A 16,833-nucleotide genomic window follows, 5' to 3' on the forward strand; every position below is an offset into this window, starting at 1 on the left:
TGATCACCTCCCCGTTGACATCCGTGTGAGTTTCCGATCACACTAGTTTCGGACCTTCTATTAAAACGATTCAATAGCGCCGAAACCTCAAACATCCCCCAAGCACCACCCCGAATGGACGCCCCATGCGCAAGACCGCGGCCATTGCCCTCGTCCTGGGCTTGTTAACGCTAACGCCGACCCAGGCCCACGCCGGCGACGCTGACCGTGCCTTCGACTTCGGCACTTCCGACAGCGCTCTTCAGGACGGCTACACCCGCGTCACCGAGACCACCGCCTACAGCTCCACCCAGGGATACGGCTTCGCCGACACCTCAGGTGTGACCTCGGCCGACAGAGCCACCGGCGACGCGCTCCGATCCGACTTCGTCGCCACCGGCGGCGCCACCTTCAGCGTCGACCTGCCCAACGGCGACTACACCGTCGCACTCATCGCCGGTGACGCCACCGAGGCGACAGACCTCGCCATCACGGTCGAGTCGATGACCAAGGTGCAGCAGACCGCCAAGGCGGCCGGCCAGTACCTGGAGATGTCCTTCGGCATCGCCCTGGTGGACGGGAAGCTGGACTTCGCCTTCTCCGGGACCGCCCCCAAGATCAACTCACTGGTGATCACACGGCAGGCCGACCGCACCCCCGGAACGATCCCGACCGCCTACATCGCGGGCGACTCGACCGTCCAGACCTATGACCCGTACTGGGCGCCCGAGGCCGGGTGGGGTCAGATGATCGAGCAGTTCTTCAGCACCGGCGTCGCCTTCGACAACCACGCCATCGGCGGCCGCAGCTCCAAGAACTTCATCACCCAGGGCCGCCTCGACACGGTCCTGCGGGCCATCAGGCCCGGCGACTACTTCTTCGTCCAGTTCGGGCACAACGACGCGACGGTCAGCGTCCCCGACCGGTACGCCTCCCCCGCGGACTACAAGGAATACCTGAAGGTCTACGTCAACGGCGCCAAGCAGCGCGGCGCGACCCCGATCCTCGTCACGCCCGTCTCCCGCCTGGACTACAACGCCACGACCGGAAAGTTCAACGTCTCCTTCCCCGAGTACGTGGCGAAGATGAAGGAGCTGGCCCAGGAGGAGAATGTCGCGCTGGTCGACCTGTCCACCCTGAGCAGGGAATACCTGGACGGCATCGGCCCCGAGGCGGCCAAGTCGGTGTTCCTGCACGTCCCCGCGGGGGTCTACGGCGCCTGGCCGAGCGGCGCCACCGACAACACCCACTTCCAGGAGTACGGCGCCATCCAGATGGCGCGCCTGGTCGCGGGCGGCGTGAAGGCGCTGGGCCTGCCGCTGTCGGGACAGGTGCGGGAGATCGAGCCGCCCGCCGCCGTCCCCGCCAAGCCCACCGGCCTGGTCGCGGGCGGCATCTCGAACGCGGGCGCCGTGCTGAAGTGGGACGCCACCGAGTCCGCGGATGTCTACAAAGTGCTCCGCGACGGCGCCCTGGCCACCACCTCGGCGATCCCGCAGGCCTCGGTCTCGGGCCTGGCGGAGGGCAAGACGTACGAGTTCCGCGTGGTGGCGGTGAACGGGCGCGGCGACTCCGAGCCGTCCGACCCCGTGACGATCACCACCAAGCGGGCCCTGTACAAGTACGACTTCGGGCCCGCCACCGGGCCGGTCGCCGCCGGGTACACCCAGGTCACGCGGGCGACGATCTACACGCCTGAGAAGGGCTTCGGGATCACCAATTCCGCGAACATGATCGACCGGGACCGCGGCAGCGCGCTGGACGACCTCGGCAGGGACTTCGTGGCCTACTTCGGCGGCTCCTACGAGTTCAAGGTGGACGTGCCGAACGGCCTGTACGGCCTGAAGGCGTACGTGGGCGACCTGCTGGGCACCGCGCGGACGAACATCTCCGCCGAGGGCGGCACCGCCGTCGCCGTCTCCGGCAGCAGGAGCGTCGGCACCACCGCCATCTCCGGGATCAAGGTCACCGACGGGCAACTGAACGTCGTCGTGTCGGGCACCACCGCCCACCTCAACGGCCTGGAGATCACCCCGATCCTGACCGCCCCCGAGGGCCTGGCCGCCGGAACGGTCGCCTTCGACGGGATCATCGCCAGCGTGCCGCTGAGCTGGACCGCGACGGACGGAGCGGCCGGCTACCGGATCTTCCGGGCCGAGGAGGGCGACGTGAAGCCCACCCTGCTCGGCAAGGTGACGGAAACCTCCTACACCGACAAGACTGCCCAGATCGGCTCCCGCTACGACTACACGGTGACCGCACTCGACCCCGCCGGAGACGAGTCGGTGCCCTCGGCCGCGGTCAAGGTCGCCACCGTGGATTCCTCGGTGACGCCGCCGGCCGCGCCGCAGGCGCCCCGTCTCGGCCAGGTGGAGAAGAACAGCGTGGAGCTGCGCTGGAGCGGAGTCGAGGGCGCACTGCTGTACCGGGTGCAGCGGGCCGAGCTGGCGGAGGGGCCGTACAAGCTGATCGGGAGCACGCAGGAGCCGTCGTTCACCGACAGCGAGGTGCTCACGACAGTCCCCTTCCACTACCGGATCGTGGCCGTCAACAGGGGCGGCGCCTCCGAGCCCTCGCCGTCGACCGCCTCGCGGGCGGCCGCCAAGCTGAAGCGGCAGATGGAGCGCCTGAACCGGGCGCCGGTCGCCGTCTCCACCGGCTCGGGCGTCTACCTCGGGTGGCGGCTGCTCGGACTGGACGACCCCGGCCAGGCGTTCGAGATCTGGCGCGACGGAAAGAAGATCAAGGAGGTCACGGGCGCCACGAACCACCTCGACCCTGAGGGGACGGCACAATCCGTCTATCGGGTGGTCCCCGTGGGCGGCGACCCGACGGCCGAGTTCGGGGTGTGGAGTCAGCCGTACACGGAGATCCCGCTGGACAAGCCGGCCGACGACTACACCAAGGACGGCCAGCCCCACACCTACAGCGCGGGCGACGCCTCGGTCGGCGACCTGGACGGCGACGGCGAGCTCGACCTGGTCCTCATCTGGAACCCGAGCAACGCCAAGGACAACTCCCAGGCCGGCTACACCGGGCTCGTCTACGTGGACGCGTACACGATGGCCGGCAAGCGGAAGTGGCGGATCTCGCTCGGCAGGAACATCCGTGCGGGAGCCCACTACACCCAGCTGATGGTCTACGACCTCGACGGCGACGGCAGGTCGGAGGTGGTCATGAAGACCGCCGACGGCACCGTCGACGGCGCGGGCACCGTCCTCGGCAACCCCAGCAGGGACTACCGCAATTCCAGCGGGTACGTGCTGTCGGGTCCCGAGTACCTGACGGTCTTCGAAGGGAACACCGGCAAGGCGGTCGACACCGTCGACTACACCCCGCCGCGCGGCGACGTGGCGGCGTGGGGCGACGCGTACGGCAACCGCGTGGACCGGTTCCTCGCGGCCGTCGCCTACCTCGACGGCGAGCACCCGTCGGTGGTCTTCAGCCGCGGTTACTACACGCGTACCGTCCTGGCCGCCTACGACTTCGACGGCAAGGACCTGAAGCAGCGGTGGGTCTTCGACTCGAACACCCCCGGCAACAGTGCGTACGCGGGCCAGGGCAACCACAACCTGTCCGTCCTGGACCTCGACGGCGACCAGAAGGACGAGATCGTCTTCGGCTCGATGGCCGTCGACGACGACGGCGAGGGCCTGTACAGCACCCGCCTGGGTCACGGCGACGCGCTGCACGTCACCGACCTGGACCCGAGCCGGCCCGGCTACGAGGTGTTCGCGGCCCACGAGGACATGGGCTCCAGCGGCAACCGCGGCGCCACCTTCAGGGACGCCGACACCGGCGAGGTCCTGTGGTCGATGCCCGCCACGAAGGACACCGGCCGCGCCGCTTCCGCCGACATCGACGCCAAGCACCCGGGCGCCGAGGCATGGGCGGTCACCGCGACGGGCGAATGGAACTCCAGGCAGGGTGAGCTGCGTTCCGCCTCCGGCGAGCTGCTCGGGCAGTCGATCCCGGCGGCGAACTTCCTCGCCTGGTGGGACGGCGACCCGCTGCGCGAGATCGTCGACCACACCTATGACCAGGCCAAGGGCGTCGGCGTGGGCACGATCTCCAAGTGGGACGGCACGACGAGCAAGGAGATCCTCCGCGCGGAGGGCACCTACTCGAACAACTCCACCAAGGGGACGCCGACGCTCCAGGCCGACCTGGTCGGCGACTGGCGAGAGGAGATCATCTGGCGGTCCCAGGACAGCACCAAGCTGCGCCTCTACACGACCGTCGACGTGACCGACCTCAGAATCCCCACGCTGATGCACGACCCGGTCTACCGGCTCTCGGTGGCGTGGCAGAACGTCGGCTACAACCAGCCGCCGCAGGCGGGCTTCTTCATCGGGAACGGCATGACCGCCCCGGAGGCACCGCGCATCTCCTACACGCGGGCGCGCTAGCCCGTACCCGGAGGATCTCCGCTGTGGTGCCGGACCGAGGTCCGGCACCACACGTATCGGGCACGGGCTCTTCTCCGGCCGGCGACCAGCGGGAGTTGCCCTTGAAGGGGCCCGGCACCGTACGGCTGAACGCGCGGGCGACCTGCTCCACCAGAGCGGAGTGCTCTGTCACAGCCTCCGCTGCCGGGCCTCCAGGAATACGGGTTTGCGGGTCCAGGCGTTCGTCCGGCCCTCGGTGGCGCGCGCTGCCGCAATCAGCTCGGTCTGGAAATGCGCAAGCTCCCGGCTCGCCTCCCAGGTGCGCAGCCGGTGCAGGTAGTGACGGAACTGGCCGTCCATGACCGCGTCGTACCAGTGCCGCCATCGGGCCGACCAGGCCGCCAGCCGGTCCGGCAGCAGCGTCGACCAGGCGGCCCGGCGCCACTCGGGCGGGAACAGGGGATTGTCACCGATGACGGCCACCCGGTGACTCGGCCACCCGCCATCCGCGTCGGTGTCGAGGACCAGCAAGCCGCGCAGCCGCTCGTCCACTTCCCTCCACATCCGCAAGGCGTCGTCATTCCTGCCCTGCGTACGGAGTGCGTGGCTGAGGGTGGCATGGGTGCGGGCCACCTGCTGGAGCTCGGCGGGGTCGGTGCCGTCGCGTACCAACGCCGGCACCCAATCCGTTCCCATGACCGGCCATCGTAAGGTTTCAGCGCATTTCGCATCTCCTGGGCCTGACGGTCAGGGTTCATCGGCGCTTCAATATGTGGTCGTTTGAGGTCAATAGCGTTGGGGTGCTCGTGATCGCCGATGAAAGGCCAGGCCATGCACCGTCGCATCCTCGCGGGTTTGGCGATCGCTGCCGCCACGACGATCGCCGTTCCGCACGCCGCCTCGGCCGAGCCTGCGCAGCGGCCCGTGGTTGTCAAGGATGTGAGGATTCCGCCCGTCCCCTTGGGCGACCTGCAGGGGTCCATCGTCGACGATCGCGGGGTCGAGTTGGGCGGGGTCGGCAGCGGCCTGTTCCCGGCCGAGCGCCGCGGCGACTACTGGATGGTCACCGACCGGGGGCCCAACGGGCAGGTCACGGTGGACGGGGAGAAGCGCCGCACGTTCGCGATCCCCGAGTTCGATCCGGCGATCGTGCAGGTGGCGACCCGGTTCGGCGTCGAGATCAAGAAGTACGTGCCGCTGGTCGGCAGCTCCGGCAGGCCGATCACCGGGTTGAGCAACCAGGCCGGCCACGACGAGAAGCCTTACACCTGGAACGGCCGGACCGCGCTGCCGTACAACCCGAGCGGGGTGGACACCGAGGAGATCGTGCGCACCTCGCGCGGCGACTTCTGGCTGGTCGACGAGTACGGCCCGTCGCTGCTGCGCGTCTCCGAGCGGGGCCGGGTGCTGGCACGGCACGTTCCGAAGGGGCTCAAGCTCACCGGCGCCGACTACCCGGTCAAGGAGACGCTGCCGGCCATTCTCGCCTCCCGTCAGCAGAACCGCGGCTTCGAGGGGCTGGCGATCGACGGCGACACCCTCTACCTCGCGGTGCAGAGCCCGCTGGCGAACCCGGACACCAAGACGGCCAAATCCTCTCGCATCGCCCGCATCCTCACCTTCAGCATCCGGGCCGAGAAGGTGACCGGAGAGTACGCCTACCGATTCGAGGACGTCACTGCCTTCGACCCGAAGGCGAACGGCGACCAGAGCGAGATGAAGATCTCTGGCCTGGCGCACGTGAGCGGCCGCCGGCTGCTGGTCGACGAGCGTACCGACAACGTCGCCCGGATCTACCAGATCGACCTGGCGAAGGCGACCAACCTGCTGGCCGGACCATTCGACGACCCGGCCGCCACGCCGTCACTGGAGGCGTTGACCAACCCGCCGGCCGTCAAGCTCCCGGCCAAGTCGCTCGTCGCCGACCTGTCCGAGGTCGCCCCCACGCTGCCCGGCAAGGTCGAGGGTATCGCCCTGCTCGACCCGCGCACGCTCGTCGTCGCCAACGACAACGACTTCGGGGTCGGCGCGTTCGGCGCAGACGGCCGACTGGTGAGCAGCGGCGTGTCCAGCCGGATCGTCACCATCCGCCTCCCACGCCCGCTCCACTGACAGCCCGGACTCTGCGGCCGCACCACCTGCGGCGTGCTCTCAAGGCCTGGTTATGGTCTGAAATTTCATGACCTGTCCATGCTTAATACAGTGCATTCAGCTTTTGTCGGTTTACGCTGCCCGGCATGCATGCTAGGTCCCGGATCCAGGCGATCCTCGTGACGGCCGGCGTCCTCGTCGGCTCGATCGCCGCCCTTTCCTCACCCTCCGTGGCCGCGGTCCCCGGAACCGTGGTCATCAGTCAGGTGTACGGCGGAGGCGGCAACTCGGGCGCCCCGTTATCGAACGACTACGTCGAGCTGTTCAACCGAAGCGGCGCACCCGTGCCGCTGGACGGCTGGTCCGTGCAGTACACCAGCGCCGGCGGCACCGGGAACTTCGCCGCCAACAAGACCACCCTCTCTGGCACCCTCGCCCCCGGCCAGTACCACCTCGTACAGCTCGCGGCGGGCACCAACCCCAGCGGCGCGCTCCCCCAGCCCGACAGCGTCGGCTCCATCAACATGAGCGGCACCGCGGGCAAGGTGGCACTCGTCCGCTCGGCCGACGGCCTGGCCTGCAACGGCTCCTCCGCCCCCTGCTCCGACGAACAGCTCGCGCTCCTCGCGGACCTGGTCGGGTACGGCGGCGCGAACTTCTTCGAGGGCTCCCCTGCCCCCGCACTCACCAACACCACCGGCGCGTTCCGCAAGAGCGGGGGCTGCGCCGACACCGACGACAACGGCGCCGACTTCGAGACCGCGGCTCCCGCACCACGCAACAGCGCCACCACCGCCACCCCGTGCGGTGGCGGCGACCCGTCCCCGTCCCCGACGGCCACACCGACCGTGACGCCGACCCCCACGCCCACCGAGAGCTGCGACACCCCGCCTACACACCAGATCGCACAGGTGCAGGGCAGCGGCGAGACCAGCCCGGTCCAGGGCCAGAACGTCCGGGTCGAGGGCATCGTCACCGGCTCCTTCCAGGGCTCGGGCAGGCTCGGCGGCTTTTACCTCCAGGCCGCCCGGCCGGACGCCGACCCGGCGACCTCCGAAGGCCTGTTCGTGTACTCCTCCACGCCGGTCAAGACCGGCGACCGGGTGCTCGTCTCCGGCAAGACGATCGAGTACAACGGCCTCACCGAGATCTCGCCGGCCACCGCGGTGAACGTCTGCGGCACCGGCACGACCAAGCCGACCAAGGTGAAGCTGCCACTCGAGAACGGCGTCGGCTTCGAGCGCTACGAGAGCATGCTCGTGACCTTCCGCACCGACCTCGCCGTCTCCGAGACCTACAACCTGGCCCGGTACGGCGAGATCACCCTCGCCGCGGGCAGCCGGCTGTGGCAGCCGACCGACCGCAAGGGCGTGAACACCGACAAGGATGCCCGGCGCACGATCCTGCTCGATGACGGCTCCAGCGTGCAGAACCCGCCCACGCTGCCGTACCAGACGAAGGGCTCGAACACAGTCCGGCTCGGCGACGAGGTGGAGGACCTGACCGGCATCCTCACCTACGGCTTCGACGTCTACCGCGTCCAGCCGACCGAGCCTGTGGTCTTCACCGCGGACAACCCCCGTCCCACCAGGCCGGCGAAGGTCGGCGGCAACGTCCAGGTGGCCAGCCTCAACACCCTCAACTGGTTCACCACGCTCGGCTCCCGCGGCGCCACCACCGCCGCCGAGCGGGACCGCCAGCTCGCCAAGCTGGTCGCCACCATCACGACCCTCAACCCCGCCGTGGCCGGGCTGATGGAGGTCGAACGCAACAACGACGTGGCGCTCAACGCCCTGGTCGACGCGCTCAACGCCAAGGCCGGCGCGGGCACGTACAAGGCGATCACGCACCCCGACCCGGGCACCGACCTCATCCAGACCGCGCTGATCTATCAGCCGGGCAAGGTCACCCCGATCGGCCCGGCGCGGTCGTCGTCCGATCCCCTCTTCAACCGGCCGCCGCTGGTGCAGACCTTCGGCAAGGCCGACGGGACGGGCGAGACGTTCACGGTGCTGGTGAACCACTTCAAGTCCAAGGGCTGCACCGACGTCGACGGTCCGGCCTCCGGGGACGACGCCGACCAGGGCGACGGTCAGAGCTGCTACAACGCCAAGCGAGTCAAGCAGGCCAAGGCAGTGCTGGCCCTGATCGGCCACCTCAGGTTGAAGAACGCGCTCGTCCTCGGCGACATCAACGCCTACGGCGAGGAGGACCCGATCCACGCCTTCGAGGACGCCGGGCTGACCAGCCTGAGCAAGAAGTACATCAAGAAGGACGACCGCTACAGCTACGTCTTCGACGCCCTGTCCGGTGAGCTCGACCATGCGCTGGCCGACAAGGGCGCGCGCAAGCTGGTGACCGGCGCCACCATCTGGCACGTCAACGCCGACGAGGGCAGGTTCATGGACTACAACACCGAGTACAACCCGCCCTACCTGTACGCGCCCGACCCGTTCCGCTCCTCCGACCACGACCCGCTGCTGGTGGGCCTGAAGCTCTGAACCCACACGTGGCCGCGGCGGCACCCCTGTCGCGGCCACGGCAGCCGGTGACCCGCCGAGGACCGAACATCTCAGTCGTCGTGGGCGATGAGCATGAGCTGCCGCCACAGCAGCACCACGAACACCGCGGAGCCGGCGAAGGCGAACCAGAAGGGTGCCGCGACACCGAAGCGGGCGGCCAGGACACCGCCGATCAACGAGCCGACCACCAGGCCGGCGTAGACGCAGACGGTGTTGACGCTGCCCACCCGACCCTGGAGTTCGCGCGGGACCGCGCGCTGGCGGACGGTGACCGAGGTCGTGCCCCAGATGAACGCGTGCGCGCCGAAGGCCAGGAAGATGCCCCCGGCGACCCAGGGCGAATGGGTCAGGGCCAAGCCCAGGTGAGTGAGCGTTTCGATGATGAGTCCGATGCGCATCAGGGCGCCGAGGCTCACCCTGCGGGTGATGGCCCCGTACAGGCCGGTGCCGATCAAGCCGCCGATCCCGCCGATGGTGGTCATCAGGCCGAAGCCCAGGGCGCCGAGGCCGAGCTGCTCCTGGGTGTAGAGGACGAGAACCGACCAGGCCGCGCCGAACGTGAAGTTGAAGATCAGGATGGTGAGCGCCAGCGTGCGGATCGCCGCGTGCCGGATGGTCCAGCTGAACCCGGCGATCAGTTCCCGTACGGCATTAGGCCTGAGATCGTCGGCCTGTCGGCCGTGCGGCGGCAACGTGATCCGGGAGACCAGGACGATCCCCGCCACCACCAGGAGCAGCTGACCCGCGAACGGCCAGGTCAAGCCCAGGCCGAACAGTGCCGCGCCGATCGGCGGCCCGGCGAGCTGGTTGAGCGTGATGAACCCCGTGCCCAGGCGGGCGTTGGCGATGACGAGATCGTCCTTGCCGACCATCATGGGAGTCAGCGTGGCCGTCGCGTTGTCGGCGAACACCTCGGCGACGGACCGGAGCGTGAGCGCCAGCAGCGCCGTCGCCACGGTCACGGTGCCGGTCACCACGAGCGCGACGAGCGCCGCCAGCACCACGGCCCGCACCGCGTTCGCGACGAGCACGATCCTGCGCCGGTTGTACCGATCCGACAGCACGCCCGCATACAGGCCGAACAGCAGCGGCGGCGCCCAGCCCACCAGGGCCGACAGCGAAATCATCAGCGGGTCGCGAGTCAACGTCGCGATCAGCAGCGGGCCCGCCGCGGCCGCGACCCCATCACCGAGATTTGTCAGCCAGCTCGAGGCCAGCAACCACCGGAACCCTGTCCCCAGCCGGGCAGGCAGGACTCGCTCCACCATTGTGACCACGAGCGCAAAACCATACGGTTCGAGAACATCTACGGCAACGCGTTTTTGCATCAACGCGCTCTGTGGTCGCCTCGGTGCCGCCGTGGGGTGCGGCGCCCGATCACCCCGGACGCCGCCCCCTACGCCGCCGAAGCCGTCGACACCGAGCTCGCCGCTCTGCTCAGACCCCGACGTTGATGGCCGGATGTTCGCTGCGGGGGACGCTCAACACTGATTGCACGGATTTGGTCACCACGTCTGCGGCCTCCTCCGGGTCCAAGCGCCCCGCGCGCACCTCGGAAGCCGCTCCATGCAGGATGTAGTGGACGAGGTTGACCAGCCACGTTGTGGGCAGGTCGGTCCGGAACACACCTTGCTCCTGGCCGCGGCGGATGAGCTCGGTCATGCGCCGGACGGGCTCCTCGTGCAGATCACGGACCCGCCCCGCGGGAAGGACTTCCTCGGCCGCCGACAGCAGCGCCGCAGACTCGGCCACGACCTGCCAGCTCGACGCCAGCAGGCGGCTCATGGCCTCACGGGCGTTTCCGGACAGATCGACCGACGACAGGATCGCGTCGCCGACCCTCAGCGCCTCCATGAGTGCCGCATCGACGAGCTCGGCTCGGGTGGCGAAGTGCCCATACAGGGTCATCCGCCCCACGCCGGCAGCCTTCGCGATGTCGTCCGTCTTCGCGTTCGGGTCCGAACTCAGCAGCTTGCGAGCCGCGGCCACGATGCGGGCGATGCTGCGCTCGGCATCGGCGCGGCGCTTGGGGCGCACGGAGGGCTCAGCCATGTCACCACCCTAACGCGTATGCGCATATACGAGTTATAGTGACGGCAAAGCTCGTATATGGACATACGAGTTAGAGGAAGGAGACATCATGAACCGACCAGCGATTCACCCCGCGCGCTGGCGCATCCTCGGCCTTCTGGGGGTGGCGCAACTCATGCTGATCCTCGACGTCACCGTCGTCGCCATCGCGCTGCCCCACATCGAGACGGAACTCGGGCTCAGCCGCGAGGCGCTGACCTGGACGGTCAGCGCCTACACGCTCGCCTTCGGCGGGCTGATGCTGCTCGGCGGCCGGATCGCCGATCTGGTAGGTGCCAAGCAGGTCATGCTGACCGGGCTCCTGCTCTTCACCGCGGCATCGCTGACCACAGGCTTAGCGGAATCCGCGGCCATGCTGGTGGGCGGCCGCATCGCGCAAGGAGTCGGCGCCGCCCTGCTGTCCCCCGCGGCGCTGTCCCTGGTGGTGGCCCTGTTCGACGGGGAGGAGCGGAACCGGGCGCTGGGCGTCTGGTCCGCGCTCGGCGGAGGTGGAGCCGCCCTCGGGGTCCTGCTCGGCGGCCTGCTCACCGCGGGACCCGGGTGGTCATGGGTCTTCTACGTCAACGTGCCCATCGGGCTGGTGATCGCCGTGGTGCTCGCCGTACTGGTGCCGAAGCAGCAACCATGGTCCGCCCAGCGGCCGCGGCTCGACGTTCTCGGCGCGATCCTTGTAACGTCTGCGACCGCGTCACTGACCTACGCTCTCATCGCCGCCGGAGAGCGCGGGTGGCTCACCCGGCTCACGGGCTGGCTCGTCCTGGCCGCGGCCGTGGGGTACACGCTGTTCGTCGTGTGGCAGAGGCGGGCGCGCTCGCCTCTGATGGACGTCCGGCTGCTGGTACGGCGGCCCGTAGCGACGGGCGCGTTCCTCATCCTGATGGCGACGGCCCTGATGATCGCGGTGTTCTTCCTCGGCACCTTCTACTTCCAGCAGGCTCAGGGATACGACGCGTTGCAGACAGGCCTGCTGTTCCTGCCGGTGGCGGTGGCCACGATGCTGGGGGCCAACCTGACCGGCCGCCTGATCGGCCGGTGGGGTGGACGCGTCCTGGCCGTCGCGGGCCTTGCGGTTGCGGCGGTCGGCATGGCCGTACCGGCCCTGTCGATGCATCCCGTCAGCGTCGTGATCGGTGTGTCCGTCGCGGCCTCCGGCACCGGCGCGATGTTCGTCGTCGCCTCGGCGACCGCGCTCGGCCAGGTGGCAGCCCATGAGGCGGGAGTCGCGTCCGGCATCGTGAGCACCTTCCACGAGTTCGGCGCCTCTCTCGGCGCCGCGGTCGTCTCGAGCGTCGCCGCCGCGAGCCTGGTCGGGAACACGCTGAGCGGCTTCGCCAGCGGGTTCACCGTGGCCGCCATCGCAGCGGCAGCCGGCATCGTCATCGCTGCCCTGGTGACACCCGGCCGTCCGAGACCCACCGACCAGGTCGCTTCCTCACCTTCATGACCGGTGCCAAGCGGGCGCGTCCAGCCCGCCCGGCACCCCAGCCTTATGACCCTTACCTGGAAGGTCCACCATGATAGAAATCCGCCGTGCTACGCCCGATGACGCCGCCACCGTGCACGACCTCATCCGTGGACTGGCCGAGAGCCAGGACCAAGCCTGGGCCGTCACCGTGAGCGTCAGCGACCTGAAGCAGCTACTGACCCGTCCCGAGGTCACCTACCTCATCGCCGAGCAGGACGGGCAGGCCATCGGCTACGTCTCCTGGCTGCAACGCGTCAGCTTCTGGTCCGGTGAGGACTACCTCGCGCTGGACGATCTGTACGTGGCCGGCACGGAACGCGGTCGCGGCGTGGGAGAACAACTCATGCGTGCCGCCGCCGAAGCCGCCGAGGGCAAGCTGATCCGCTGGGAGGTCGCCGAGGCCAACGTAGCCGCGCAACGCTTCTACACGCGGATCGGCGCCGCCCTCGTCACCAAGAAGATCGGCCGCTGGCAACCCAAGTAGCCCGCCCGGCCCGCACGACAGCCGCGGGATGTCCGCCTGTACCGGCTGTGGATAGACGCGGTACGGCGATCCGGCCTCGTAAGGTTCGCCCCGCCAGAGCCGGCGAAAGGTCTCGACGGCGGCCACGGACAGATCTGGAACCGGGACAGCGGCCGAGTCACCCCCGGCGCTGCTCGGGTCGTGAGTTTGGCGGGTCCGGTCGGCCGTCAGCGCGAATGCGCGACGGCCGCAGGGCAGCGCCAAGCTGAATGCAACCTTTGGTTGCGCATGCTCGGCGATTGCCCTACAGTCATGCGCAACCAAAGGTTGCGCATGATGGGAGCACGCCATGGAGCACGCGAGCATCGAGCGGGAGTTGCGTATCGAGGCCACGCCCGAGGTGGTCTACAAGGTCATCAGCACGCCCGAGCATCTGCAGCAGTGGTGGCCGGACGAGGCCGAGCTCACGCCGGCACCCGGCGCCACCGGGTTCGTCGCCTTCGGCGACACGTCCACCCCGGACGCGAAGGTCGCGCCGCTCACAGTGGTGGAGGCCGACCCGCCCCGGCGGTTCGCCTTCCGCTGGGTCTACGACGAGGGCCAGACCGCGGCACCGGCCAACTCGCTCCTGGTGACCTTCGAACTCGCCCCGTCGGGCACCGGCACACTGCTGCGCTTCACCGAGACCGGGTTCACGGAGAGGTTCCCGGAGCCGGCTGAGCGCGAGCAGTGCCACCGCGATCACGTCACCGGCTGGGACCGGTTCCTGCCCCGCCTTGTCACGTACGCCGCCCGGCAGGTGTCGGTGGCGTGAGCGACACGGTCGACGACGATCTCTGGTCGGCGTTGGGGGACCCGACCCGGCGGCGGATGCTCGACCTGCTGTTGGACGCGGGCGGCGGGACGGCGACCTCGCTCAGCGAGCAACTGCCGGTCACCCGGCAGGCCGTCACCAAGCACCTGCGCGTACTGGAGCGGGTCGGGCTCGTCCACGCGGCCCCGTCCGGACGCAAGCGCCGCTACCAGGTGGACGAGCCCCGCCTCGCCCGCGCGGTCAAGCAGATGTCGTCGGTCGGGGCAGCCTGGGATGCCCGGCTGCAGCACATCAAGCAGATCGCCGAAGCGATCCAGCGCAGCCAGCAGGGCTGACCCCGCACGACCCGCACACGACCGAACGCCGCCTCATCCGTGGCGGCGCTGATCAACCGCACCCGGATGCGGGCGCACACCCGCAACCACTCAATCCATGGACACGAAGAGATAAGGATCCGATCACTCATGACGACACAATCACAGGGCAGCCAAGAGATGAGCACAGCAAGCACGGCGCGCACCGAGCGCGGCTACTCGACGTCGTACCAGGTCGAGCAGTCACCGGAGGAGGTTTTCGCCGCCATCCTGGACGTCCGCGCCTGGTGGACGGGCCAGATCGAGGGGCGTGCCGACGAGCTGGGTGCCGAGTTCACCTACCGGCACCCGCCCCAGCACTACAGCCTTCAGCGCGTGGTCGAGCTCGAGCCGGGCCGCCGCGTGGTCTGGCGGGTAACCGACAGCCACCTGTCCTTCATTTCGGAGCCGGGCGAGTGGACCGGAACCGAGATCGTGTTCGACATCGTCCCCGCGACCGGCGGCACTGAGCTGAGGTTCACACACATCGGCCTGATGCCGGACGTCGAGTGCTTCGGCGCGTGCTCCACGGCCTGGCTGCACTACGTCAACGGCAGCCTGCGCAGCCTGATCACCACGGGAGAGGGCCTGCCCGACCCATGGTGACCGGCGGCTGGGCAGGCGCCCCACCGAAGGGCGTGTCTCCTCCTACCACTGCAACCGAGCTGCGGCTGGGTGGCCCCGGGCCACCCAGCCGCGTTAGGGCATTCCGCTTCGTCCAGCGGGGTGCGCGGCTACTTGCGTTGAGTCGCCTGGTCATGACGGTGATGAGTGACCAGTTCCGGTGGGAGCGATGGAAAACAGCGGTCTCCCACAACTTGAACCCGACTCCGGTTGTCGCATTTCTGGTCGACAGGGACGTTCTGCCCGCCGCCACATCCGCATCCGTCATGTGCCGCGGTGGTGCCGTGGCGCTTGCTCACGGCCTCGAGTTCCAGCGCGATAGGCGGGCAGCATGGCGAAGCCGCACGGGTTGAACGCGGCCACGGTCCCGGCGGTGAGCGCCAGGGCGAGCGGGAGGTCGGCGGAGCTCACGCGGGCGCTCCCCAGCCGCGGGGTCCGGGCGCCACTGCTCCATCGAAGGGTCCGGGCACCCGCCGTCATCCGTCGCGCAGCGCGCGGACGAGCTCGTCCAGCTGCTCCTTGCCGAGCGGTCCGGACGCCTTGGCGGTGGTGCCGTCCGGCTTCATGAACACGAACGTGGACTGCTGGCTGACGCCCAGCTTCGTCCACACGGCTCCCTTCTCGTCCGAGAGATGGGGGAAGTTCTCCGTCTTGGTGCGCTGGACGAACTCCTTCATCGCCGCCTCGGTGTCCAGCCCGGCCACTCCGACGAAGGCGACGTCGCCGTACTGGGCGGCGGCGGCCTTGACGTGCGGCGCCTCGGACATGCACTTGGGACACCACGGCGCCCAGAACCAGAAGACCACGGGCTTGCCGGCCAGGCTCGCCCCCTGGAAGGTCTCACCGTCCAGCGTCCGGGCGGAGAACTCCAGCGTGGCGGGCACGGAACCTTTGCTCGCCGTCTCCTGCGACGCGGTCGGCTCGGGCGTTACGGAGATCGAGGGGGACGCCGTCGGCGCGGAGGTCATGGTGGCGGTCGCAGAGGCCGACGTGGTGACCCTCGCCGCCTCGCCCTGTCCTGGCCCACCACACCCGGCCGCCAGCAGGGCAAGTGTCGCCGCGGCAGCCGCCGTTCGTACTGGGAACATGTCATCCACCCTAGAAGCGCTGCTCTACGTCACTTCTTACAGCCCAATGACGGTGACAGCCATCAAACCCGATCGGCGCCTGGGGCGGGTTATTGAGCGCGCGCATCAACAGCGGATGCCGGGCCATCCGGCAAGAGCCCTCATATCCGGTTCGGCGAGCCGTAAAGAGCCGTAAACGTCCGTAAGAAGCCCGCAATCTCCAGAGCCCGAGGCTCATGGCACGATCTGGATGCGCTGCCGCAGTGCGTGATCGGTCTCGGTCCACAAGCGGAGAGGACAATCCATGCGCCGCTACATCACGGAGTTCATCGGAACCTTCTTTCTGGTTCTCACGATCGGTGCCACGGTCTTGACGAAGACGCCCCTGGCACCCGTGGCCATCGGCGCGATCCTGATGGTCATGGTGTACGCCGGAGGACATATCTCCGGCGCCCACTACAATCCCGCCGTGACCCTGGCCGTGCTGCTCCGCGGCCGGATCAGCCTGGCCGACGCCGTCCCGTACTGGATCGTCCAGCTGGCCGCAGGCGTCATCGCCGCGCTGACCGCCACCTAGATGGTCAATCCCGGCAGCGTGCCGGTACTGTCGCCCACGGGGCGGGAACTGGGGGTCGCGCTGCTGGCCGAGGCGCTGTTCACGTTCGCGCTCGCGTACGTGGTGCTGAACGCGGCCACCAGCAGGGACCATCCGGGCAACAGCTTCTACGGCCTGGCCATCGGATTCACCGTGGCGGCCGGCGCATTCGCGGTCGGCGGCATCTCCGGTGGCGCGTTCAACCCGGCCGTCGCCGTCGGTGCCGCCTGGATGGGGCTGTTCGCCTGGTCCAAGATCTGGATCTGGCTCCTGGCCGACCTGGCGGGCGGCGCCCTGGCCGGGGTGGCCTTCCTCGCGCTCAACCCCAAGGAACGCGCCCTGCTGGAACCCTCCGCAAACTGACCGCCCGCAGCCGACCCT

13 protein-coding genes and 1 pseudogene are annotated in these 16,833 nt (G+C 69.0%); 9 read left to right on the forward strand and 5 right to left on the reverse strand.

The genetic code is table 11. The annotated features are described in order from the left end of the window. Positions 1–125 precede the first annotated feature (125 nt). Positions 126–4,388: a rhamnogalacturonan lyase family protein gene (locus OHA25_RS06890; RefSeq protein ID WP_327586750.1), complete on the forward strand. Its 4,263-nt coding sequence runs from the start codon at positions 126–128 to the stop codon at positions 4,386–4,388. Positions 4,389–4,556: 168 nt separating this feature from the next. Here the strand turns inward: OHA25_RS06890 and OHA25_RS06895 are convergent, their stop codons facing one another. After that, positions 4,557–5,063, reverse strand: a complete 507-nt coding sequence (locus OHA25_RS06895) for a hypothetical protein (protein WP_327586751.1) — start codon at positions 5,061–5,063, stop codon at positions 4,557–4,559. 159 nt (positions 5,064–5,222) lie between these two features. On the opposite strand from OHA25_RS06895, the gene OHA25_RS06900 reads away from it, so the two are divergent. Together OHA25_RS06900 and OHA25_RS06905 are read left to right on the forward strand one after the other, a co-directional pair. Beyond that, entirely contained in the window at positions 5,223–6,479 is a 1,257-nt protein-coding gene (locus OHA25_RS06900; protein WP_327586752.1) for an esterase-like activity of phytase family protein, read from the forward strand. 125 nt (positions 6,480–6,604) lie between these two features. After that, the gene (locus OHA25_RS06905; RefSeq protein WP_327586753.1) at positions 6,605–8,959 is read left to right on the forward strand and encodes an ExeM/NucH family extracellular endonuclease; all 2,355 of its coding nucleotides are present in this window, start codon (positions 6,605–6,607) and stop codon (positions 8,957–8,959) included. Between the two features lie 71 nt (positions 8,960–9,030). Here the strand turns inward: OHA25_RS06905 and OHA25_RS06910 are convergent, their stop codons facing one another. Further along, positions 9,031–10,248 carry an MFS transporter gene (locus OHA25_RS06910; protein ID WP_327586754.1) on the reverse strand — a complete coding sequence of 406 codons (1,218 nt, stop codon included), beginning with the start codon at positions 10,246–10,248 and terminating at the stop codon, positions 9,031–9,033. Positions 10,249–10,417: 169 nt separating this feature from the next. After that, complete coding sequence (locus OHA25_RS06915) at positions 10,418–11,032, reverse strand: TetR/AcrR family transcriptional regulator (RefSeq protein ID WP_327586755.1); 615 nt, start codon at positions 11,030–11,032, stop codon at positions 10,418–10,420. An 88-nt stretch (positions 11,033–11,120) separates the two neighbouring features. Between OHA25_RS06915 and OHA25_RS06920 the strand changes: the two genes are divergently transcribed. From OHA25_RS06920 to OHA25_RS06940, 5 genes are all read left to right on the forward strand, one after another. Continuing rightward, a complete protein-coding gene (locus OHA25_RS06920) occupies positions 11,121–12,515 on the forward strand; it encodes an MFS transporter (protein ID WP_327586756.1) in 1,395 nt (464 codons plus the stop codon). Between the two features lie 70 nt (positions 12,516–12,585). After that, complete coding sequence (locus OHA25_RS06925) at positions 12,586–13,020, forward strand: GNAT family N-acetyltransferase (RefSeq protein WP_327586757.1); 435 nt, start codon at positions 12,586–12,588, stop codon at positions 13,018–13,020. Positions 13,021–13,348: 328 nt separating this feature from the next. Further along, positions 13,349–13,813, forward strand: coding sequence for an SRPBCC domain-containing protein (locus tag OHA25_RS06930; RefSeq protein ID WP_327586758.1), 465 nt, complete (start codon positions 13,349–13,351; stop codon positions 13,811–13,813). Further along, entirely contained in the window at positions 13,810–14,148 is a 339-nt protein-coding gene (locus OHA25_RS06935; RefSeq protein ID WP_327586759.1) for an ArsR/SmtB family transcription factor, read from the forward strand. The genes OHA25_RS06930 and OHA25_RS06935 overlap by 4 nt, the downstream gene beginning before the upstream one ends. A gap of 129 nt (positions 14,149–14,277) precedes the next feature. Beyond that, positions 14,278–14,772: an SRPBCC family protein gene (locus tag OHA25_RS06940; protein ID WP_327586760.1), complete on the forward strand. Its 495-nt coding sequence runs from the start codon at positions 14,278–14,280 to the stop codon at positions 14,770–14,772. 282 nt (positions 14,773–15,054) lie between these two features. On the opposite strand, the gene OHA25_RS06945 is transcribed toward OHA25_RS06940, so the two are convergent. Next, the gene (locus tag OHA25_RS06945) at positions 15,055–15,201 is read right to left on the reverse strand and encodes a hypothetical protein (protein ID WP_327586761.1); all 147 of its coding nucleotides are present in this window, start codon (positions 15,199–15,201) and stop codon (positions 15,055–15,057) included. Between the two features lie 65 nt (positions 15,202–15,266). Further along, positions 15,267–15,878, reverse strand: coding sequence for a TlpA family protein disulfide reductase (locus tag OHA25_RS06950; protein WP_327586762.1), 612 nt, complete (start codon positions 15,876–15,878; stop codon positions 15,267–15,269). A 283-nt stretch (positions 15,879–16,161) separates the two neighbouring features. On the opposite strand from OHA25_RS06950, the pseudogene OHA25_RS06955 reads away from it, so the two are divergent. Beyond that, positions 16,162–16,815, forward strand: a pseudogene (locus OHA25_RS06955) (MIP/aquaporin family protein). Positions 16,816–16,833 lie beyond the last annotated feature (18 nt).

This window comes from Nonomuraea sp. NBC_00507 (genome assembly GCF_036013525.1).
Lineage (GTDB): Bacteria > Actinomycetota > Actinomycetes > Streptosporangiales > Streptosporangiaceae > Nonomuraea.